General features: G+C 62.7%; 16 protein-coding genes. 4 read left to right on the forward strand and 12 right to left on the reverse strand.

Annotated elements, in window-relative coordinates; all coding sequences use genetic code 11:
* Positions 1–19: 19 nt before the first annotated feature.
* Positions 20–1198 (reverse strand): multidrug effflux MFS transporter, encoded by a 1179-nt coding sequence (locus A6D6_RS13195; RefSeq protein WP_159660981.1) that lies wholly within the window; start codon positions 1196–1198, stop codon positions 20–22.
* Between the two features lie 559 nt (positions 1199–1757).
* On the opposite strand from A6D6_RS13195, the gene A6D6_RS13200 reads away from it, so the two are divergent.
* Positions 1758–3608, forward strand: coding sequence for a cation:proton antiporter (locus A6D6_RS13200; RefSeq protein WP_133490889.1), 1851 nt, complete (start codon positions 1758–1760; stop codon positions 3606–3608).
* Positions 3609–3791: 183 nt separating this feature from the next.
* Here A6D6_RS13200 and A6D6_RS13205 read toward each other — a convergent pair whose 3' ends face one another.
* The 4 genes from A6D6_RS13205 to A6D6_RS13220 are packed head-to-tail and all read right to left on the reverse strand — an operon-like array spanning position 3792 to position 8928.
* Entirely contained in the window at positions 3792–4217 is a 426-nt protein-coding gene (locus A6D6_RS13205; protein WP_159660982.1) for a MerR family DNA-binding protein, read from the reverse strand.
* A 42-nt stretch (positions 4218–4259) separates the two neighbouring features.
* Positions 4260–5822, reverse strand: a complete 1563-nt coding sequence (locus A6D6_RS13210) for an FGGY-family carbohydrate kinase (protein ID WP_133490891.1) — start codon at positions 5820–5822, stop codon at positions 4260–4262.
* Positions 5819–7327 carry a glycerol-3-phosphate dehydrogenase/oxidase gene (locus A6D6_RS13215; protein ID WP_159660983.1) on the reverse strand — a complete coding sequence of 503 codons (1509 nt, stop codon included), beginning with the start codon at positions 7325–7327 and terminating at the stop codon, positions 5819–5821. Before A6D6_RS13215 ends, A6D6_RS13210 begins: the two co-directional genes overlap by 4 nt.
* Positions 7324–8928, reverse strand: a complete 1605-nt coding sequence (locus A6D6_RS13220) for an FAD-binding oxidoreductase (RefSeq protein WP_159660984.1) — start codon at positions 8926–8928, stop codon at positions 7324–7326. The genes A6D6_RS13215 and A6D6_RS13220 overlap by 4 nt, the downstream gene beginning before the upstream one ends.
* 213 nt (positions 8929–9141) lie before the next feature.
* Here A6D6_RS13220 and A6D6_RS13225 point away from each other — a divergent pair, with 213 nt between their 5' ends.
* Entirely contained in the window at positions 9142–9807 is a 666-nt protein-coding gene (locus tag A6D6_RS13225; protein WP_159660985.1) for a YiaD family glycine zipper/OmpA-like lipoprotein, read from the forward strand.
* Between the two features lie 56 nt (positions 9808–9863).
* On the opposite strand, the gene A6D6_RS13230 is transcribed toward A6D6_RS13225, so the two are convergent.
* The 4 genes from A6D6_RS13230 to A6D6_RS13245 all read right to left on the reverse strand — a co-directional run bounded on the left by A6D6_RS13230 (position 9864) and on the right by A6D6_RS13245 (position 13478).
* Entirely contained in the window at positions 9864–11126 is a 1263-nt protein-coding gene (locus A6D6_RS13230; protein WP_133490895.1) for an MFS transporter, read from the reverse strand.
* Between the two features lie 168 nt (positions 11127–11294).
* On the reverse strand, positions 11295–12407 hold the full coding sequence (locus A6D6_RS13235; RefSeq protein ID WP_133490896.1) for a ferritin-like domain-containing protein: 1113 nt from the start codon (positions 12405–12407) through the stop codon (positions 11295–11297).
* A 178-nt stretch (positions 12408–12585) separates the two neighbouring features.
* Positions 12586–13038: a PaaI family thioesterase gene (locus tag A6D6_RS13240; RefSeq protein ID WP_133490897.1), complete on the reverse strand. Its 453-nt coding sequence runs from the start codon at positions 13036–13038 to the stop codon at positions 12586–12588.
* On the reverse strand, positions 13038–13478 hold the full coding sequence (locus A6D6_RS13245; protein ID WP_133490898.1) for a PaaI family thioesterase: 441 nt from the start codon (positions 13476–13478) through the stop codon (positions 13038–13040). The genes A6D6_RS13240 and A6D6_RS13245 overlap by 1 nt, the downstream gene beginning before the upstream one ends.
* Before the next feature lie 151 nt (positions 13479–13629).
* Between A6D6_RS13245 and A6D6_RS13250 the strand changes: the two genes are divergently transcribed.
* On the forward strand, positions 13630–14751 hold the full coding sequence (locus tag A6D6_RS13250) for an alpha/beta fold hydrolase (RefSeq protein ID WP_159660986.1): 1122 nt from the start codon (positions 13630–13632) through the stop codon (positions 14749–14751).
* 109 nt (positions 14752–14860) lie between these two features.
* Here the strand turns inward: A6D6_RS13250 and A6D6_RS13255 are convergent, their stop codons facing one another.
* Both A6D6_RS13255 and A6D6_RS13260 read right to left on the reverse strand, forming a co-directional pair.
* The gene (locus A6D6_RS13255; protein ID WP_159660987.1) at positions 14861–15244 is read right to left on the reverse strand and encodes a YkvA family protein; all 384 of its coding nucleotides are present in this window, start codon (positions 15242–15244) and stop codon (positions 14861–14863) included.
* A complete protein-coding gene (locus A6D6_RS13260) occupies positions 15237–16016 on the reverse strand; it encodes a ParA family protein (protein ID WP_159660988.1) in 780 nt (259 codons plus the stop codon). Before A6D6_RS13260 ends, A6D6_RS13255 begins: the two co-directional genes overlap by 8 nt.
* A 340-nt stretch (positions 16017–16356) precedes the next feature.
* On the opposite strand from A6D6_RS13260, the gene A6D6_RS13265 reads away from it, so the two are divergent.
* On the forward strand, positions 16357–17703 hold the full coding sequence (locus A6D6_RS13265; RefSeq protein WP_133490902.1) for a cytochrome P450: 1347 nt from the start codon (positions 16357–16359) through the stop codon (positions 17701–17703).
* Positions 17704–17843: 140 nt separating this feature from the next.
* Here A6D6_RS13265 and gorA read toward each other — a convergent pair whose 3' ends face one another.
* Positions 17844–19223 carry a glutathione-disulfide reductase gene (gorA, locus tag A6D6_RS13270; protein WP_159660989.1) on the reverse strand — a complete coding sequence of 460 codons (1380 nt, stop codon included), beginning with the start codon at positions 19221–19223 and terminating at the stop codon, positions 17844–17846.
* Between the last annotated feature and the right edge of the window lie 101 nt (positions 19224–19324).

A 19324-nucleotide genomic window follows, 5' to 3' on the forward strand; every position in this document is an offset into this window, starting at 1 on the left:
GTCCAGCGTCCAGCGATTCTCAACTCCTCCGCGCCAGGCCCCAATAGCATCCCAATGCCGCCAGCGCCGTCGCCGCCATCAATCCGGTCATCGGCAATGGAGTGCCGTTATGTATCATTCCCAGCCCGGTGCCGATCAGTCCCGCGAGCAGGAACTGCAGGCAGCCATTGAGACCAGTGGCGGCGCCGGAATCACTGTCAAAGTAGGCGAGAAAGCTGGCGATGGCGTTGGGAATGATCAGCGCGCCCATACCCGCCACCATCATGATCAGGGGCACCGTGTTCCACAGCGATAAGGCCCCGGTTAACGTCAGCACCAGCAGAGCAAGCGCCGACAACGTCTGAATCACCAGCGCCACGCCGAGAATGTCGGCGCCGCGATAGCGGCGCAGCAACAGCACATTGAGCCGGTTCAGACCAAGCATGGTGACGATGTTGCAGCCGAAATAGATCGGGAAACGGGTTTCATCGATACCGAAATAATCGATGTAGAGGAACGCCGCGTCGGTAATGAAGATGAACATGGCGGAGAAGCCCAGACTGTTGGTGAGGATGAACCCCATCGCCACCCGTTGCCGCAACACCCGGCCATAGGCGGCGAACATGCGATGACGCAGCGGCTCCGGATCCACCTTCGGTATCACCGTGGGCAACGCGAACCGCAATACCAGCACCGCCACCACCGCATAAGCCGCCAGAAACACGAAGATGCTCTGCCAGCCCAGTTGTTTCAGTAACACGGCGCCGATGGCGGGCGCCAGCAACGGTGCCATCAACATCACCAGGCCGATGGTGGTCAGCACCCTGCCGGCATCCGGACCGGTGAAGTGATCCCGCACCGAAGCCGCGCAGATTACCACCGTGGCGCCACCACCAACGGCCTGGACCACCCGCAGCAGATAGAGCATCCGCACACTCTCGGTGACGGCGATGGCGAGACTGGCGAGAAAGAACACCAGCAGTCCCACATAGGCCACCGGCTTGCGCCCGAAGTGGTCCGATAACGGACCACCCAGCCATTGTCCCAGCGCTACCCCGATCACATAAAAACTCACCGACAGCTCCACCGCGTGCACCGCCACGCCGAAGTCATCGGCCATGGTCGGCAGCGCCGGCAGATAGGTATCGATGGCCAGCGGCCCGAGGGCCACCAGACTGCCCAGCATGATCGCCAGGCGCGTGGGGGAAATGGCAGACATACAGGCTCGTTTTTGGCGAACGGCTTTCCTCACCCGTCGGGTCTCACGGGGTTCGCCAGGGGTATAAGCGGGGTACGCGACGCCGGCCAGCGTGGCCGGGCAGTCACAAGATCAGGGCCTGTTCACGCTATTTTCATCCCGTCTGCTGGATGCCCTTTTTGCCTCCAACGAGGCGGAGGGCACGCGGTTTGGTCATTCCAAATGAGTAACCGACAACGACGCGGGAGGTAAAAAGGGCTCCAGCCCTTCGGGTTGCGGCTAAAACGCCACCACTCTACGTTACTCGTCGTTCATTTGGAACAACCAAACTTCTCTCCTCGCGCCTGGATTGGTGACGTTTTAGCCGCAACAGGCGGGACGAAAATAGCATGAACAGGCCCTAACACCGTCGGCACCATTTCCCCTGCTTCGTGGCGCAATCGCCCCAATCCGTCGGGCCGACATCGGCAACCATTGAAAAATCCATGCTCCCGGACGGTTCCGATACGACCAGTGAGGCCCTACACTTGCGCAGATGCCCCGGGCCACCGGGCACTCCCAAGCCAGTAAAAGGATGTTCATGGAACTGACTCTTCCGATCCAGCTTGCCCTGATCGTGGTGGTGGCCTTTCTATGCCAATGGGGCGCCTGGCGCCTCAAACTGCCGGCGATTCTGCCGCTTCTGCTGTCCGGTCTGCTGCTCGGTGGCGGCCTCGGGCTGATCGATCCCAAAGCCATGTTCGGCGACCTGTTACTGCCCAGCGTGTCCCTGGCGGTGTCGATCATCCTGTTTGAAGGCGCGCTCACTCTCAAATTCGATGAAATACGCGGTCTGGAGCGCACCGTACGCCGACTGGTGACCTGGGGCGCTCTGGTCACCTGGGCGGTGGTCACCGCCGCCACCTGGCATTTCCTCAAACTGCCACTGGATATGGCGTTGCTGTTCGGTGCCTTGGTGGTGGTCACCGGCCCTACCGTTATCGTTCCGCTGTTGCGCAGCGTGCGGCCGGTCAGCAGCGTGTCACGGTTGCTGCGCTGGGAGGGCATCGTCATCGATCCGCTCGGCGCGATTCTGGTGGTGTTGGCCTATGAACTGGTGGCGGCCACCGGCCAGGGAGCACTGCTGCATGGCCTTTGGTTATTCGCCCAGTCCATGGTGCTGGGCGTGGTGATCGGTTCCCTGGTAGCGTTCATGCTGGCGTTTCTGCTCAAGCGCCATCTGGTCCCGGAATACCTGCGCAGCTTCCTGGTGTTGTCCGTGGTGGTGGGCGAGTTCGTGCTGGCCAACTGGCTTGGCGAGGAATCCGGGCTGGTGGCGGTCACCGCCACCGGTATCGTGCTGGCCAACCTCAAGGGCGTGCGCACCGACGATATTCTCCACTTCAAGGAGAACCTGTCGGTGATGCTGATTTCGGTTCTGTTCATCATCCTCGCCGCCCGCCTGGACATGGCCCAGCTGGCGCAGCTGGGCAGCGCCACCCTGGTGGTGTTGCTGGTGGTGCAATTGGTGGCCCGCCCGTTGTCGGTCTGGGTGTCCACGCTGGGCAGCAAACTCAATTGGCGGGAGAAAGCATTGCTCGCCTGGATCGCGCCGCGCGGCATCGTCGCCGCGGCGGTGTCCGCCCTGTTCGCGGAGCGTCTGGAAAGCAACGGCGTGGAAGGCGCCGAGCTGCTGGTGCCGCTGACCTTCTCGGTGATCATCGGCACCGTGGCGCTGCAAAGCCTGACCGCGCGTCCGCTGGCGCGGCTGTTGAAAGTGGCGGAACCGGCGCCGCGCGGCTTCCTGATCATCGGTGCCAATCCGGTGGCTCGAGCCATCGGCAAGGCACTCAATCAGAATGGTTTCCCGGCCATGGTCACCGATTCCAGTTGGGAGAACATCCGCGCGGCGCGGATGGCCGGCCTGGCCACTTACTACGGCAACGCGGTTTCCAGCCATGCCGACCAGTACCTGGATCTGGTGGGCTACGGCAAGCTGCTGGCGATGAGCCCGCGACGGGAAATGAACGCGGTGGCGACCATGCGCTACCGCCTGGAGTTCGGCGAACGCAATGTCTACAGCCTGCCCTGGTCCGGTGACAAGGAAGAGAAACACGAGATTGCGTCCCAGCATCGCGGCGGCACTTTGTTCGATGAGGATCTCACCTACGCCCGGCTCGCCAGTCTGATCAGCCAGGGTGCCGAAGTGCGCAAGACCCGCCTCACCGACGAATTCGATTACGCCGCCTATCTGCAGGTGGAAGATCGCCAGGTGTGGCCGCTGTTCGCGGTGGATAGCCGTGATCGCATCCATGTTTTCAGCGCCGACAGCCGTCCCGAACCCAAGTCCGGCTGGTCACTGTTCGGTCTGATCCGCGAGGACGACGCCAAGGAAACGGCGAAGGAAAAAAACAATGGTGACAACGGCAATGGCTCTGCCCTGCCGGGGTAAAAGGCAGTGGACAAAAACAGGTGACCTTTAGCAGCTGTGGGAAGCTTGCTTGCAAGCGAATATTGCTCAACGCCTGGGCGAACCCCATTCGCGAGCAAGCTCGGCTCCCCCAGCGGCTTTATAGCCCACTCTGTGGGAAGCGAGCTTGCTCGCCAATAACGGCCCCGATGGGAGTGTCGGAAATTAGGGCGATATCTCCTTGCCAATCCGCTCGAAGGAGTCGATCAGTCCGCATATACGGCCGTCGGATAAATGGCGATCCGGCGTGTCTTCCCAGGCCTCCATTGCCTGACGCATGCGCAGACTCAGCGCCTGCAATTCCTGAATCCTCTCCTCCACCTCTGCAAGCCGGGTCTCGATCAAATCACGCACTCGCGGGCACGGCGTCTGGCCGGCGCCACTGGCGGACATCAATTCCGCCACGTCACTGAGCGTGAAACCCAGACTGCGGGCCTTGAGAGCGAAGCACAACCGGCGCAAATCCTCGACACCGTATTCCCGATAGCCGTTGTGCGGATTGCGGCGCGGCGCGAGCAATCCCAGGTCGGTGTAGTGACGCACGGTTTCCGTGGTGGTGTCCGCGCGGCGTGCCAGATCCGTCACGCGCATGGTGCTCTCCCTTCTCTGGTCAGACGGTTTACGGCGGGCCGCTCACAGGTCCGCCGGATAACCGGTGATGGCGCGAATTTCCCGGTATAACCCCGACAGACGAGGATAAATACGCTGGTAGACCCGCCGATACAATTGCTGATACTGGTCACGAGGGCCGGCCCGGGGCTCAAAGCGTGGTCCCGGGTGGGTCATCGCCGCCACCGCCCGTTCGTGATCCGGATACAGCCCGGTCCCCACGGCGGCATTGATGGCCGCGCCGAGCCCGGAGGTTTCAAAGGTATGGGGGCGCACCACCGGTAAATCAAAGATATCGGCGGTGATCTGCAAAATGCGGTCGCTTTGTGATCCGCCGCCGGAAACCCGCAGCTCACGAACCGGAACGCGATTGCGTTTCTGCAGGCGCTCCTGGCCATCCTTGAGCGCGTAGGCGATCCCCTCAACGATGGCGCGGTAAAGGTGCGGGCGATCATGGGCGTCACCGAACCCGAGGATGGCGCCCTTGGCCTCCGGCCCCGGGAAACGCACGCCGGGATTCCAGAAAGGTTGCAGCATCAGCCCCAGCGCCCCCGGCGGCGACTGGTCCAGTAACTCGTCGAACAAGGCTTCCGCCGCCACGCCCTGACGCTCGGCACGTTGCACTTCTTCCGCGGCGAACTCGCGCTTGAACCATTCCACCAGCCAGTACCCGCGCTGCACGATAATTTCCGAGGTGTAATAGTCCGGCGCCGCGGCACCGTAGGCGGGCACGAACGGGTACGGTTCCACGTAACGGTGGTTACTGGTATTGAAGGTGGCGGTAGTGCCGTAGCTGACGTGACCGATGTCCGGGCTGAGCGCGCCGGAGCCCAGCACCTCGCAGGCCTTGTCGGCGCCGCAGGCGATCAGAGGCAGACCGGCGGGAATGCCGGTGTGGGCTTCGGCCTCGGCGCTGATCCGGCCCAGCGGTTGTCCCGGCGGCACCAGTTCCGGCAACTGTTCGGGACGCACCCTCAAAGCATGCCATTTCAGGTCTCCGGGCCTGGCCCATTGCCGGCGCCGGTAATCGAACGGCAGGTAACCCACCTGGCTGGCGGTACAGTCCTTCAATACCCCGCACAGCTTCCAGGTCAAAAACCCCGACAACAGCACGAAATGCTCGGTACGCCGCCACAGCTCCGGTTCGCGTTCGGCCAGCCAGTTGCATTCCGCCTTGCCGCGAAACTGGCGCAGCGTGCCGCCCTGCCCCAGCACATTGACGCCCCAGCGCCAGTACCAGGGCAGCTCCGGATAGGCGGCGGCACGGCGCCGATCCAGCCAGATCACAGCTGGCCGCAACGGCCGATTGTCCCGATCCAGGCACACCACCGAGGCCCGTTGCGTGGTCAACGCCACCGCCTGTACCCGTTCCTTTAAATCGGGGTGAGCGCGCCACAACGTCTGGCAGGCCGCGCCGAGGCCCCACCAGAAATGTTCCGCGTCCTGCTCCGCCTCTCCCGGCGGCCCGGGCCAATACGACTCCACCGGCTGCCGCGCCCTTGCCACCAGTTCGCCACGGGCATCGAACAATAGCGCCCGGGCGCTCTGTGTGCCCTGGTCCAGGGCCAGCAGCAGCGGCGTGCTCACGAGGCCTCCGCCAACCCGCCCGGAACGCCGTAATAGTCATCGCGCAGCCGCCGGTAACGTTGCCACTCCCGCTCCCAGCGCGCCGCATCCCAGCCCAGCTTGGCGGTGGTCAGACCTTGCAAGCGGTCATGCAGCGCCTGGCCGCCGTCGCGCCGCAGCAGCCCCAGGCGGGTACGGCGTAACAGCAGATCATCCAGATGCACCACGGCTTCATGCTCCAGACACCAGGACAACAAGGCATCGTCGTCCTGGTCGCCGTGCAGGAATTCATCCACCTGCGCCGGCGCCTCCGGTATCGGTGCGTACAGAGGGACGTTGCCGCGCCGGGCGCGGCGCCAGCCGGTGCGGTCCAGCAAGCCGGCCGCCAGCAGCGCGTCCAGGGCAATCAGCCTGAACGTGGTGAGCTTGCCACCGCTCACCGAGATGATGCCGTCGTGCTCCCATACCGCGTGATCCCGTTTTTCCGCGGAGGGCTTGCCGGGTCGGCTGGAGCGGATCACCGGGCGGACTCCGGCCATGGACGACAACACGTCTCCGGCGCCAAGCCCGGCGCCGGGGAACTGCTGGTTGAGCAGCTCCAGCAAGTAGTCCATTTCCTGTGCCGAGGCGCGCGGCTCCCGATTGAGGTCTTCCCCATGGTCCAGATCAGTGGTGCCGACGCACACCACGCCTTCCCAGGGAAAGATGAATACCGGGCGCTGGTCACGGGGATGCAGCACGGTCAGGCAGTCCCGCACCGGCAGCCGGTCGGCGGAAAAGAACAAGTGGCTGCCTCGCAATGGCCGGATTCGCTCCTCGTCGCCGCCCAGTTGCCCGGCCCAGGCGCCGGTGGCATTGATCACCGCGTGGGCGCTCAGGGTCGCGGTGGCGTCATCGGTCAAATCCCGCACCGCCACCCGTAACGGCGCCGACGTGGCGGCGCCCTCATGGCTCACGCCGGTGACGCGCGCATAGTTGAGCGCCCTGCCCTGATAACGGGCGGCTTCCAGCAGGGTCCTCAGCACCAGCCGGCAATCGTCGGTGAGGGCATCGGTGTAGCTGAGCGCGCCAGCCAGCCCTTGAGCATCCAGCCCCGGCACCCGTTTCAGCAGGGCCTCGTTGCTCAGATAGGCACGGTCGCGGATACCGGCCAGGAAATCGTAGACGCCCAATAAAGCGGTCATTGGCCAGCGCCCGGGGAAGCTCCCCTTGCGCAGCGGGAACAGGTAGGTGGCGCGTTCCACCAGCCCCGGCAGTTCACGCAGCAGGCGTTCCCGCTCTCTCAACGCGTCGCGGGTCAGCCGCACCTGGCCCTGGGCGATGTAACGTAAGCCTCCGTGGACCATTTTCGAGGATCGGCTTGATGTGCCCCAGGCGAAATCGGCCTGCTCCAACAGCAGGGTCCGGTAGCCCAGGCGCACGGCTTCCAGCAATACGCCGGCGCCGGTGATGCCGCCGCCGATCACGATCAGGTCCCAGTTCTGTTCACTCAGTGACGCCAGTGTCGGCCGTGGCCCCAGTGTCATGGATTCTCCTCCTGTGCCACCAGACAGCCGGGATTAAGCTGTCCGGAAGGATCGAAATGGGCGGCCAGGGCACGCAACGCCGCCACCCCCTGGACGCCTTTTTCCTCGCCCAGCCAGCCAAGGTGATCACGGCCCACGCCATGCTGGTGGCTGATGGTGCCGCCACGCGCCACCAGCGCGTCACTGGCCGCCGACTTCATCGCCCACCAGCGCCGCCGGGTTTGCTCATAGTCCGCCGAACAGCGGAACACGTAGGTGGTGTAAATACTGGAACCCTGGGGATAGAGATGGGACAAATGCGTGAACACCAGCGCTTTCTCGCCTTCTCCGGCGTGGGCGTGCAGGGCGTTTTCGATGGCGCTCACGGTCTCATCCACCTTGGACCATTCCACGCAGGTTTCCAGCGTGTCCACAGCGTAACCGTGCTCCCACAATCCGTGACGGAGGTACGGGGAGCGAAAGCGGGCGTGTTCCCATTTTCTGCCCAGGCTCCTGCCGATCATGACCCCACCATGGGCCCGCACCCGGGCCGAGGCGCGTTTCATGGCGGCCCGGCAAAGCGCCGTTTCCCCACTGACACCGAAAGTCACCATGCAGCGTCCATCGCCGCATCCACGCAAGGACAGGTAGCGGTTGAGCGCGGAAAGTGCCAGCGGCGAGGCCGCCAGACGCAGTTGGGTAGCGGTCTCCTCGGCGTTGGAGAAACGGGCCATGGACAGCAAGGACCTGTCCTGGGCAAGCTGACGGGCCAGTTCCCGGGCCTGATCCCAGCCCGGCACGAAACCCACGTAAAATTGCTCAAACTCGGGCAGCGGACTGATACGCACATCCACCTCGGTGATCACGCCCAGCCGGCCTTCGCTGCCCAGCACCCATTCGCGGACGTCCGGGCCGGCTGACGACGCCGGGATGGTGGGTAGACGCCAACCGCCGGCGGGTGTTTCAACACGGCCTCCGGCGAACAGCTGCTCAATGCGGCCATACAGCAGGGACTGCTGGCCACTGGAACGGCTCGCCACCCAGCCGCCCACCGTGGACAGCTCCCAGGACTGGGGATAATGGCCGAGGCGGAATCCATGCTCACGTAATTGCGCTTCCAGTGCCGGGCCCGGGGTGCCGGCACCAAAACGCGCCAGGCGGTTCTCCGGGTCCAGCCGTAACAACCGGTCCATGGCAGCCAGGCTCAAGGTCAACACCGGCCGATCATCCACCGGCGGGTTGATGTGGCCGGCCACCGAGGTACCACCACCATAGGGAATCACCACCGCGCCCCGCGCCAGCGCCCAGTCCAGTAGTTGCCGCACCTGGTCACTGTCGGTCGGCCGGGCCACCCCGTCCGGAAAGACTCCGAATTGTCCCGAACGCATCGCCAACCAGTCCCCCAGGCTCTGTCCCCGGGCATGGCGGACACGGGCCTCCGGGGAACGGTCCACCAACGGGTGTTCCGGCAGGCGACTCTCCGGTACCGACGCGATCACCTGGTCCAGATCGGCGTCGGCCAATGGCCGCCCGTTGCCGATGCGATGACGCAAAAAACGCACGGCGGAGGGCCGCAACGGAAACTCCGTGGCTTCATCCCCCCACCCATTCCAACGACGCATAGTGAATTCCCTGTTCTGATCCGTTTCCGATGGTAATCGGTCCCTGTCACCGTTGCACCGGCCGGCCATGCCAAAACCCGCCACCGCCGGTTTCATTCCTCATTCCGGAACCGCTAGGCTTTACCGCTTTTTACCGGAACACTATGGTACAGTCCCACGATTACAGTACCTTGGATCAGGCAGATCCGGATTTCGAGATAACAAGGAGACACAATGAAACACATCCTCGGTTGTTCCATGCTTGCCGCCGCCGTCACCCTTGCCGGTTGTAGCACCGTGAATCCCTACACCGGCGAAAGTCAAACCAGCAAGACCGCCACCGGCGGCGCCATCGGCGCGGTAGCCGGGGCTCTGATCGGTATCGCCACTTCGGACAATGCCAAGGAACGCAAGGAACGGGCTCTGGCCGGCGCGGGCATTGGCGCCGTGGCGGGCGGCGGCGTCGGCTATTACATGGATGTTCAGGAAAAGAAACTGCGGGATAAGCTGCAGGCCACCGGCGTGTCCGTGACCCGTAACGGTGACAACATCATTCTGAACATGCCGGGCAATGTCACTTTCGACACCGACCAGTCCGACGTGAAGAGCAACTTCCGTCCGGTACTGGAGTCCGTCAGTGAAGTGCTCAAGGAGTACAAGTCCACCATGATCCAGGTGGCCGGCCACACTGACAGCACCGGCGGCGAACGCTACAACCTGCTGCTGTCCCAGCAACGCGCTCAATCCGTGGCCAACGTACTGAGCAGTTACGGCGTTGAAGTTGTGCGCCTGGACGTGGTGGGCTTTGGTGAGACCCAGCCGATCGCCAATAACGGTACCGCCCAGGGCCGTGAACAGAACCGCCGGGTTGAACTGACCCTGCTGCCGTACACCAAGTAAACGGCAAGTCCGGCTCCGGTCTCATGGCCGGAGCTTCGCCCCGCCTTATCGACGACCTACTCTTCCCCGGACGCTTCCGCCTTCGCCCCGGCCACTGAACGCCGCCGCAGTCGCCACACCAATACCGCCAGCGGCACCATCAACACCGCCACCATGATGTACGGGAAGCGATGATCAATGCTGTACAGCGCGGTGCCGGCCAAGGGGCCGATGATGAATCCGAGGGAAGGACAAGCACTGGCCAGACCCGCCACCCGACCCTGCTCGGAGCTGTCCACGCGCAGACTGGCCAGGGCCATGATCGCCGGCATGCCGAAACCGATCCCCAACCCCACCAGCATTACCGCCACGGTCAACGCCAGGCGCTGATCGAACAACCACAACAGCAACGCGCCAGCGCCGATCAGCGGCACCGCCATACCCAGCAATACCAGGGCCGGCGCGCGCAACCATTGCACCACCAGAATCTGCCCGGTGAGCGAGGTCACCGCCGCCGCCATCATGGCCGTGCCCAAGGCCCCGGCGGCGGCGGAGGGAGACATGTGCAGCGCGTCCTGAAACAGAAAGCCCAGGGTTTGTTGCACCAGGGCAAAGCTCATGAACAGAACCACACCAGTGATCAAAAGATCACGAAAACGGGGGTCGGTGTAAGCCCGCAGTCCCGTGGCCATGACGCTGCGTACGCGCGTATCCGGCGCCTGGGTGCGATAAGGGGAAGGCGGCAAAAGCAGAAAAATCAGCAGCGCCATGCAGGCCACCACGGCGGCCACCAGGTACAGAGGCAGAATCAACGTGAGCGCGGCCAACAGTCCACCGATGCCCGGCCCCAGCACGGTGCCGAGATTGTTGGCCGCGCCGATGCGCCCCATGCCCCGGGTACGCGCTTCCGGGGCGGTGATATCCGCGGTATAGGCCGCCGCCGAGGGCGGAGTGGCGGCCATGATCACCGCCTGGCTCATCCGCGCCACCACCAGACAAGCGACCAGGGCACCACCGGTGAGCCAGCCATTGAGGCCGAGATGGAACACCACGGCGAACAACACAGTGCCCACGGCGTAACCGCTCAACCCGATGATCAACACCGGCCGGCGCCCGTACAGCTCGCTCAGGTACCCCCAGATCGGGCTGGCCAGAGCGAAGGCCAGAGAAGAGCAACTGATGATCAGCCCCACCTGGATCTCCGCCAACCCGGTGGAACGCCCCAGTGACGGCAGCAAGGTAAACACCAGGGTCTGGCCCAACGCGGTGACACCGACGGCGGCGAGCAGCAGGGTTTGCACGAATGCCGGGGAACGGGCGGCGGGCGACGCGGCGGGCATGGGGTCCTCCGAAAAGGGCTATGGTAGCACCCTTTGTGTCAGCCGAATTGCTCCTTTGGTAACCGGGGGTGACGAATCAGGTGGCGATTCGCTGGCAAGCCAGCTTCCCACAGCGGCTCCGTAGCCCCTTCTGGGGGAAGCCGAACTGCCAGCGAATCGGAACCGATTTCAGGAAACCTCATCGTAAAGCGGCCGGGACAACTCCGCCCAGTCCACTTCGCCGTCGTCCACCAGGTTCTCGAACTGCAGAATCCCCAGAGCCTCGAACTTGGGCCTTACCGACTCGGTCAGCAGACCGATACGCTTGAGGTTGGGGATGATGCGGGTAAACAGCAGATTGCGGAACTGCGCCATCAACGCCGATGCCAGCGCTTTCTCCCGCGCCTGTTCCACATCCCAGCCAAACTCTTCGAACACCTCCACCGCGATCAGCCGCTCACGCATCACCACGCAGGCTTCGTAGGCGAAATGGGCCCGCTCTTCCTTCTCCTGCTCGGTGAGGGTCTGCACAAAGTCTTCCAGGTAATTGACACCGAAGGTGACGTGACGGGCCTCGTCGCGCACAACCAGTTGGATGATTTGCCGCAGCAGCGGGTCCTGGGCGGTCAGTTTGAGCGTGTTGAAGGCGGCCAGGGCGAGCCCTTCGATGATGATCTGCATACCGATGAATTTCAGATCCCAGCGCGGGTCGGACAGGATCTTGTCCAGCAACGATTTAAGATGCTTGTTGACCGGGTAGAAAATGCCGATCTTCTCCTGCAGATAGCGGGTGAATACCTCCACATGGCGGGCTTCATCGAAGGTCTGGCTGGCGGCATAGAGCTTGGCGTCGTAGGTCGGCGCGCAACTGGCCAGCTGCGAGGCCACCAGCAAGGCGCCCTGCTCCCCATGAACGAACTGAGCCAGCATCCAGGCCAGGTTGTGCCAGCCGAAGCGCAGTTTTTCCTCATCCGGCAGCGTGGCGAACGGTTCCCAGTCGTGGAACGGGTTCAGTTTCTGATCCAGCGGCACTTCCGATTTCGGGAAGTTTTGCGACCAGTCCACATCCATGTCCGCGTTCCAGTTCAGTTCCTTGCCGAGCCGGTAGAGCTTGCGGATCCGGCCATCGGCACTGCTGTAGTCCCAGTTGTAATGGCCAGTGAGCGGGGTCTGGAAGATTTCCACCACGTCCTCGACATGGGCCGGTGTGAGCCGCTCTTCCAGATCGTCGCTGCCGGGACCGTCCCAGCTTTCATAGTAGGTGATGTCCGATGGCGGGGATGCCAATTCCTTGATGCGCATGATGAGGCTCCTTATGCTTTACGCAGCTGGATGCTCTCATCACGCTAGTCAGGCCGACCACCAACGGCAATGTCGGACAATGACAATTTGCCGTTGAATCTGTCGTAAAATCACAATCAAAAATGACATCAACTTATGGTTTCTTTTTCTTTCTTATCAATAAGATGGAAAAGAAACCTCAAGCATTTTCATCGGAAAGAAGAAAATGAGCGCGGGCAATGGTGATCGGTTCTTCCCGGTTCCTTTGCCAGGCGCTGATATGCACATTGGCAATACGCCGGCCAAGGCGGGTGACCCGGCATTCCGCGAACGTATCCTGGTACAACCCGGCACGCAGATAGTCGATGGTGAAATCGATGGTCTTCGGCACCCGCGGCTCCCCCATCTGCAGCAGAATAAAGATGATGGCCGCCTGCTCCATGAACCCGGCCACGGCGCCGCCGTGCAATGCCGGCAGGGTCGGGTTGCCCAGATTGTTCTCGTTGCGGGGCAGAATGAAGGTCAGTTCCTCCCCTTGGGCCCGCACCTGAATGCCGAGAAAACGGGCGTAAGGCACCCGGTCGATCAGATCCTGGTAATCCGCTTCGCCGGCCCGGCAGGCCTGAACCAATGCTTTCAGTGTGTCGCTCATCAGGATGCCACCCGCCCGCTTCTGTCCAGTTTCATACGTGTGTAGGTGGCCTGACCGGTGGCCACCGGCTCGCCCTGTTCGTCGCCCTCTTCCCAGGCTGTCATGCGCACGAAGGTGACGTGGGCGCTGAGGCGATAGCAGGTGGCGTCGCAGATCACCGCCTTGCCCGGCGTTGGCGCATGCAGGTGATCAATGCGCAAATCGATGGTCGGGGTGATCTCCACCGCTGGATAGAGCCGGCAGCTGTTGGCCATGCCGCCAGCGTGGTCCATCAGAGCGAAGACCGCGCCGCCGTGCAGCACGCCAGTGTCCGGATTACCCACCAGATCCTCGCGCCAGGGCAAACGCAGCCGCACCCCTTCCTCTTCCGCGCTGAGCACTTGCAGGCCCAGCATGCGCGAGTGACGCACGGTTTCCAGGGAACGTTTGCAAACGTCCATTCGCGTATACGGTACGGAGGAATCTGTCACGGCGGCCAATGCTCCCTTGGTCAAAGCGCGGCAAGCTTAACGCCTTGTTTTAGCGCTGAAAAGCGCCAATGGCAAATGCCCGGTGAGTCTCTATCGCCGGGCCTGGCAGTTCGGAGCCCTGATGTCACCTCGTTTCTCCCTGAAGAACGGCGCCCGCGCCCTGGGTCTGGCAATGGAACGCCGACGCCACCCGCGCCGCTTCATCCAGACCGACAAAACCCCCTGGGATCGTATCTACCAGGACGGCATCATGTCGGTTCGCCACTACAGTCTGCCACCCATGGAGCGGATTCCGGTGGGCGATGAGAGCGTGCCGGTGGAGCGTCACAAGCACCGCCGACCGTTGCTGCTGGTGCCGGCGTTGGGGATCCACTGCTGGACCTTCGACCTGATGCCGAACCGCTCCATGGTGCGTTACCTGATGGCGCGCGGCCACGACGTCTATCTGATCGACTGGGGCCAGCCCTCCAAGGCGGACCGCGAGCTGGATCTGAACACCTACGTCAATCACTGGCTGCCGGCGGCGGTGGAAGCGGTACGCGACCACACCAGCGCCGGGGACATCAACCTGCTTGGCTATTGCATGGGCGGCCTGCTCAGCCTGATGTACCTGGGCGGCCACCCAGGGGCGCCGGTGCACAGCCTGGCCACCATCGCCAGCCCGGTGAATTTCCACAAAAGCGGCCCGTTCGGCACCGTCTTCAGTCTTGCCGCGATCCCCGCCATGCAGGTGCATGACTGGTTCCAGGTGCGTCTGGAGCCACTGGACAGCAAGCTGTTTCACATTCCCGCCAACCTGTTGTCATGGGGGTTCAAGCTCACCAATCCGCCGGGGCTGGTGCAGTCCTACGTGGATTTATGGCGCAACTCCGCCGACCGCGACTACCTCACCGAATACATGACCATGGGCCAGTGGTTCAACGACATGGTGGACTACCCCGGCGCGGTGGTCAGAGAAGTGATCGAGAAACTGATTCTGGCCAACAGTCTGGCCGACGGCCGTATCAAACTGGCTGACCACGAAGTGGATTTCGCCAACGTCACCCAGGATCTGCTGGCCATCGGCGGCACCAGTGATCGTATCGTCACCCTGCGCGCGGCGCGGGACATTCTCAAGGTAGTGGGCAGTAGCGAAAAGCGTTTCGAGGAAGCGCCGGGCGGTCATGCCGGCGTCTTTGCCGGCAGCAAGGCCCCGTCCCATACCTGGCGCATCATCGCCGACTGGCTGGCGGCGCGGGGGTGAAAAGCGCCAGACGCCAGACGCCAGACGCCAGACGATGAAGCCCGGCCTCCGGCCCGTGCAAGCCTTGAACGCGATTATTTAGACCCGCAACGCTTCAAGAAACCGCGTTCTAAAGCGTCCGGCGTCCAGCGTCCGGCTCTTCTTGCCCGTCCCGCCACAGCCGGTACTTCTCCAGGTCCGAACCGATCCAGCGCCAGGCGCGATTGAGCACCACCAGATCATCCAGCAAACCGGCGCCGAGGATCATGTCCGGCACCGCGTCCAGCGGCATCAGGAAGTAGATCAATACCGCCGCCACCGTGATCAGCGTGGCCCAGGGCGCCTGGGGATAACGCCGTAGGGACCAGTCCTTCAGCATGCTCCCGGCCAACTGCAACCTGTCCCAGGCTTCCCCCAGACGGTCACGATTGGCCCAGGCCTTGGCGGCACTGGCGGGGGATTTGAGTACACGGCCGGCCCGTTGCCGGGCACGGCGCCAAGTGGATTCAGCCATAGAGCTCCCGGTACAGCGCCCGGTATTCGTCGGTGAGTTTATGACGCGAATTCCAGTGCACCAGTGGCAATGCCTTGTCGTGGGATTCACGCATGGCGACACTGGCGGACAACCGGCTGTTGAGGATCGGCAGCCCCTCCTCCTGCAACTGCGCCACCAGCTCCTGGGGTAGACGGGCACGGGGCTGGTACTGGTTGACGACGATGCCGTCCACGGAAAGGTCCTCGTTATGGTCCTCCCGGGTTTCGTGAATATTTTCCAGCAGCGAATACAACGCCTTGCGTGAGAAGGCGTCGCAATCGAACGGAATCAATACCCGGTCGCAGGCGATCAACGCCGAAAGTGTATAAAAATTAAACGCCGGTGGCGTGTCCACATAGATGGCATCGAACTCCCGTGCCAGCGCCTTCAACAAACCTCTCAGTTTGTAGATTTTGTGCTTGGACTCCAGCAGGTGTTCCACTTCACCCAGCTCGCCGTTGGCGGGCAGCAGATACAGGTTCTCGAAACGAGTGGTGTGCACATATTCCCGCGGCGCCTTTTCCTTGAGCTTGAATGACAGCGTCTGCGCAAAGAATGAACCGATGTTGGGGGCGGGCCCGTCCTCGCCCCGATACGCCTCCATGCCAAGCAAATATTGGCTGGCGTTGCATTGCGGATCCAGATCCACCACCAGCGTCTTGCGGCCTTCGCTGGCGGCAATGGCGGCCAGGTTGACGGTGATACTGGATTTGCCGACCCCGCCTTTGCGGTTGAACACCACTGTTCGCATCAAAATACCTCCATAACCCGAGCCCACATGGTACACAGCCGGCCAGCATGGAACAGCGGCCGTGGAGACCAACGCCACAGGCGTGCGGGATGTCCACAGTTTCTGTGGATAACCGCGTGCATAAGCCGTTGATGGCCCGCCGTGGCCGGGAGAATACGGGAGCTGCCCGCCACATGATCGTTCTTTACCCACCACCGGGTAAATATCCGACAGAAAGACATATACCCGCTATTGCCTTCCGCCCGAAGCATGCTCAGCATGCAGGTAAACACGTTATATACACCGACATCATAACGACAACGGCATCGCCATAACGGCATTACCATGAACGGAGAGCTACATGGCCACCATCACCCCGCTGGCGCCGGTTCCCGCTGGCAGCACGTTGAAACCGGTCCCCGGCGATGCCGGGCTGCCGTTGATCGGCAACACCCTGGCGATGATGCGCGACCCGGTCACCACGTTACGGCAACGTTATGACCGTTTCGGGCCCGTGTCCTGGACTCACCTGTTTGGTTTGAAGATGGTGCAGATGCTCGGCCCCGACGCCAATCAGTTTGTACTGATGAACCGTGGCGATCTGTTTTCCAACCACCAGGGCTGGTCTTACTTCATTGGCCCGTTCTTCCATCGCGGCATCATGCTGCTGGATTTCGAGGAGCACCGTTGGCATCGCCGTATCATGCAACAGGCGTTCCAGCGTGAAGCCCTGCGCGGTTACCTGCAGCGGATGGCGCCACGCACCGAGGAAGGTCTGTCGCACTGGTCCGAGGGCCCCGTCAAGCTGCTGCCGGCTCTCAAGCAGTTGACTCTGGATCTGGCCACCGACGTGTTCATGGGACGGGAGCTGGGGGATCAGACGGACCGGATCAACCGCGCCTTTATCGATACCGTACGCGCCGGCACCTCCCTGGTCCGTTTTCCGGTACCGGGGCTTGGCTGGTCCAAAGGGTTACGGGGCAGACGGGTTCTTGAACGGCTGTTCATGGACGATATCGGTGCCAAGCGCGCCGCTCCGGATAGCGACCTGTTCAGCATGCTGTGCCAGGCCCGTACCGAGGATGGCCATGAATTCAGCGACGAGGACGTGGTCAGCCATATGATCTTTCTGATGATGGCGGCCCACGACACCACCACCATCACCTTGTGTACCCTGCTCTATCATCTGGCCCGGGAGCCGCAATGGCAGGAACGGCTAAGGGAGGAATCCCTGGCGCTGGGCAAGCCCTGGTTGGAACACGAGGATCTGGACAAACTCCCCGGTATCGGCATGGCCATGAAGGAAGCTCTGAGACTATGCGCCCCGGTGCCCAGCATGCCCCGGCGTACCGTCAAGGACGTGGAGTATGACGGTTTCCATATTCCGGCCGGCACCTTCATCAATATCGCGCCGTTTTTCACCCATTCCATGGAGGAATACTGGCCGGATCCGGAACGGTTCGACCCGGAGCGCTTCAGCGATGCCCGCCGTGAAGACCGGGTACACCCCTATGCCTGGGTTCCCTTTGGCGGCGGCGCGCATAAATGCATCGGTCTGCATTTCGCCGAGATGCAAGTGAAATCCGTATTGCATCAGATGCTGTTGCGTTTTCGCTGGGAGGTGCCGGACGATTATGAAATGCCGCTGGACACCCGCAGCCTGCCGGTGCCCGCCGATGGCTTGCCAGTGACGCTGGAGCGACTTTAAGCGCCAAGCGCCCCGGCTGACACGCAACACGCCGACGCACGGCATTCGCTGGCAAGCCAGCTTCCCACAGAGGGAGCCACAAAGTCGCTGTGGGAAGCGGCCTTGGCCGCGAATGCTTTCCGGGTTTGCCAAAACACCAGTCAGTTTCGCGGCGCGGCGGTCACCGTCTCGCCCTGGCGTAACGTGACGAACTCCTCGGCGGAACTGGGGTGGATGCCCACGGTAGCGTCAAAGTCCGCCTTGGTGGCGCCCATGCGAATGGCGACGGCGAAACCCTGGGTGATTTCCGCGGCCTCCTCGCCGGCCATGTGCAGTCCCACCACCTTATCGCTGCTGTCATCAACGATCAGCTTCATCAGCGTGCGTTCCTGAATGTCGCTGAGGGTGTAACGCAACGGCCGGAACTCGCTGCGGTACACCCGCACCGTGCCATAACGCGCCAGAGCCTGCTCCTCGGTCAAACCGACCGTGCCGATATTGGGGTGGCAGAACACCGCCGTGGGCACGTCGCTGTAGACCACCGGTCCTTCCGGTTTTTGTTCACCGAACAGGAAGGCCGCCAGCCACATGCCTTCGGCCAGCGCCACCGGCGTCAACTGCAGCCGGTCGATCACATCGCCCAAGGCATAAACATTGGCGACGCTGGTCTCGAAGCGATCATTCACCTCAATGGCGCCGCGCTCATTGGTTCGCACCGCCATGCCGTCGGCGAACAACCGGTCCAGCCTCGGCACCCGGCCGGTGGCATAGAACACCTCGTCCACACGCAGCTCGGAATCGTCAGTAAGGCGAAGCACTTTCTCTCCGCCCTGCTCCTCGATGGCGGTCACGTCGGTATTGAAACGCAAGTCCACGCCGGCGTGGCGCATGCCTTCGGCGACGAACTCCCGCACATCCTTGTCGAAGCCGCGCAGGAACAGCTCCCGGCGATACAGTTGCGTCACCGCCACGCCCAGACCATTCAGAATGGAGGCGAACTCGCTGGCGATGTAACCACCACCGACTACCGCCACCCGTTTCGGCAACCGCTCCAGGTAAAACAGATCATCGGAGATACGCACCTGTTCACGGCCGGGGAAGTCCGGTACGTACGGCTTGCCGCCGGTGGCGATGAGAATATGGCGGGCCTGGAGTACGGTGCCGCCGTCCACGCTGACCGTGCCACTGCTCTCGACCCGGCCATGGCCTTCGAAGATTTGTACCCCGGCGCCGTCCAGCAGCTTGCGATAAATGCCGTTCAAGCGCTCGATTTCACGGGTTTTGTTGTCCCGCAAGGTAGCCCAGTCGAAGGACCAGTCAGCCACCCGGTAGCCATAACTGGCGGCCAATTCGAACTCACCAGGGAACCCGGCGCCATAAGCGAACAGCTTCTTCGGCACGCAGCCCACATTGACGCAGGTGCCGCCAAAAAAGCGCTCCTCGATGATCGCTACTTTGGCGCCATGGCTGGCGGCCATGCGCGCGGCACGCACACCGCCGGATCCCGCGCCGATCACTACCAGGTCAAATTCAGCGGACACAAGCTGCTCCTTGATTCATGTTGGATCAGGGCACCGGTTACGGTCCCCGGGAAGATGCCGTTATTCTGGCGCCTGTCCCGGGAATCACAAGCCGGCGCTGA

It is taken from the genome of Alcanivorax xiamenensis, assembly GCF_009846745.1.
GTDB classification, from domain to species: Bacteria; Pseudomonadota; Gammaproteobacteria; order Pseudomonadales; family Alcanivoracaceae; genus Alloalcanivorax; species Alloalcanivorax xiamenensis.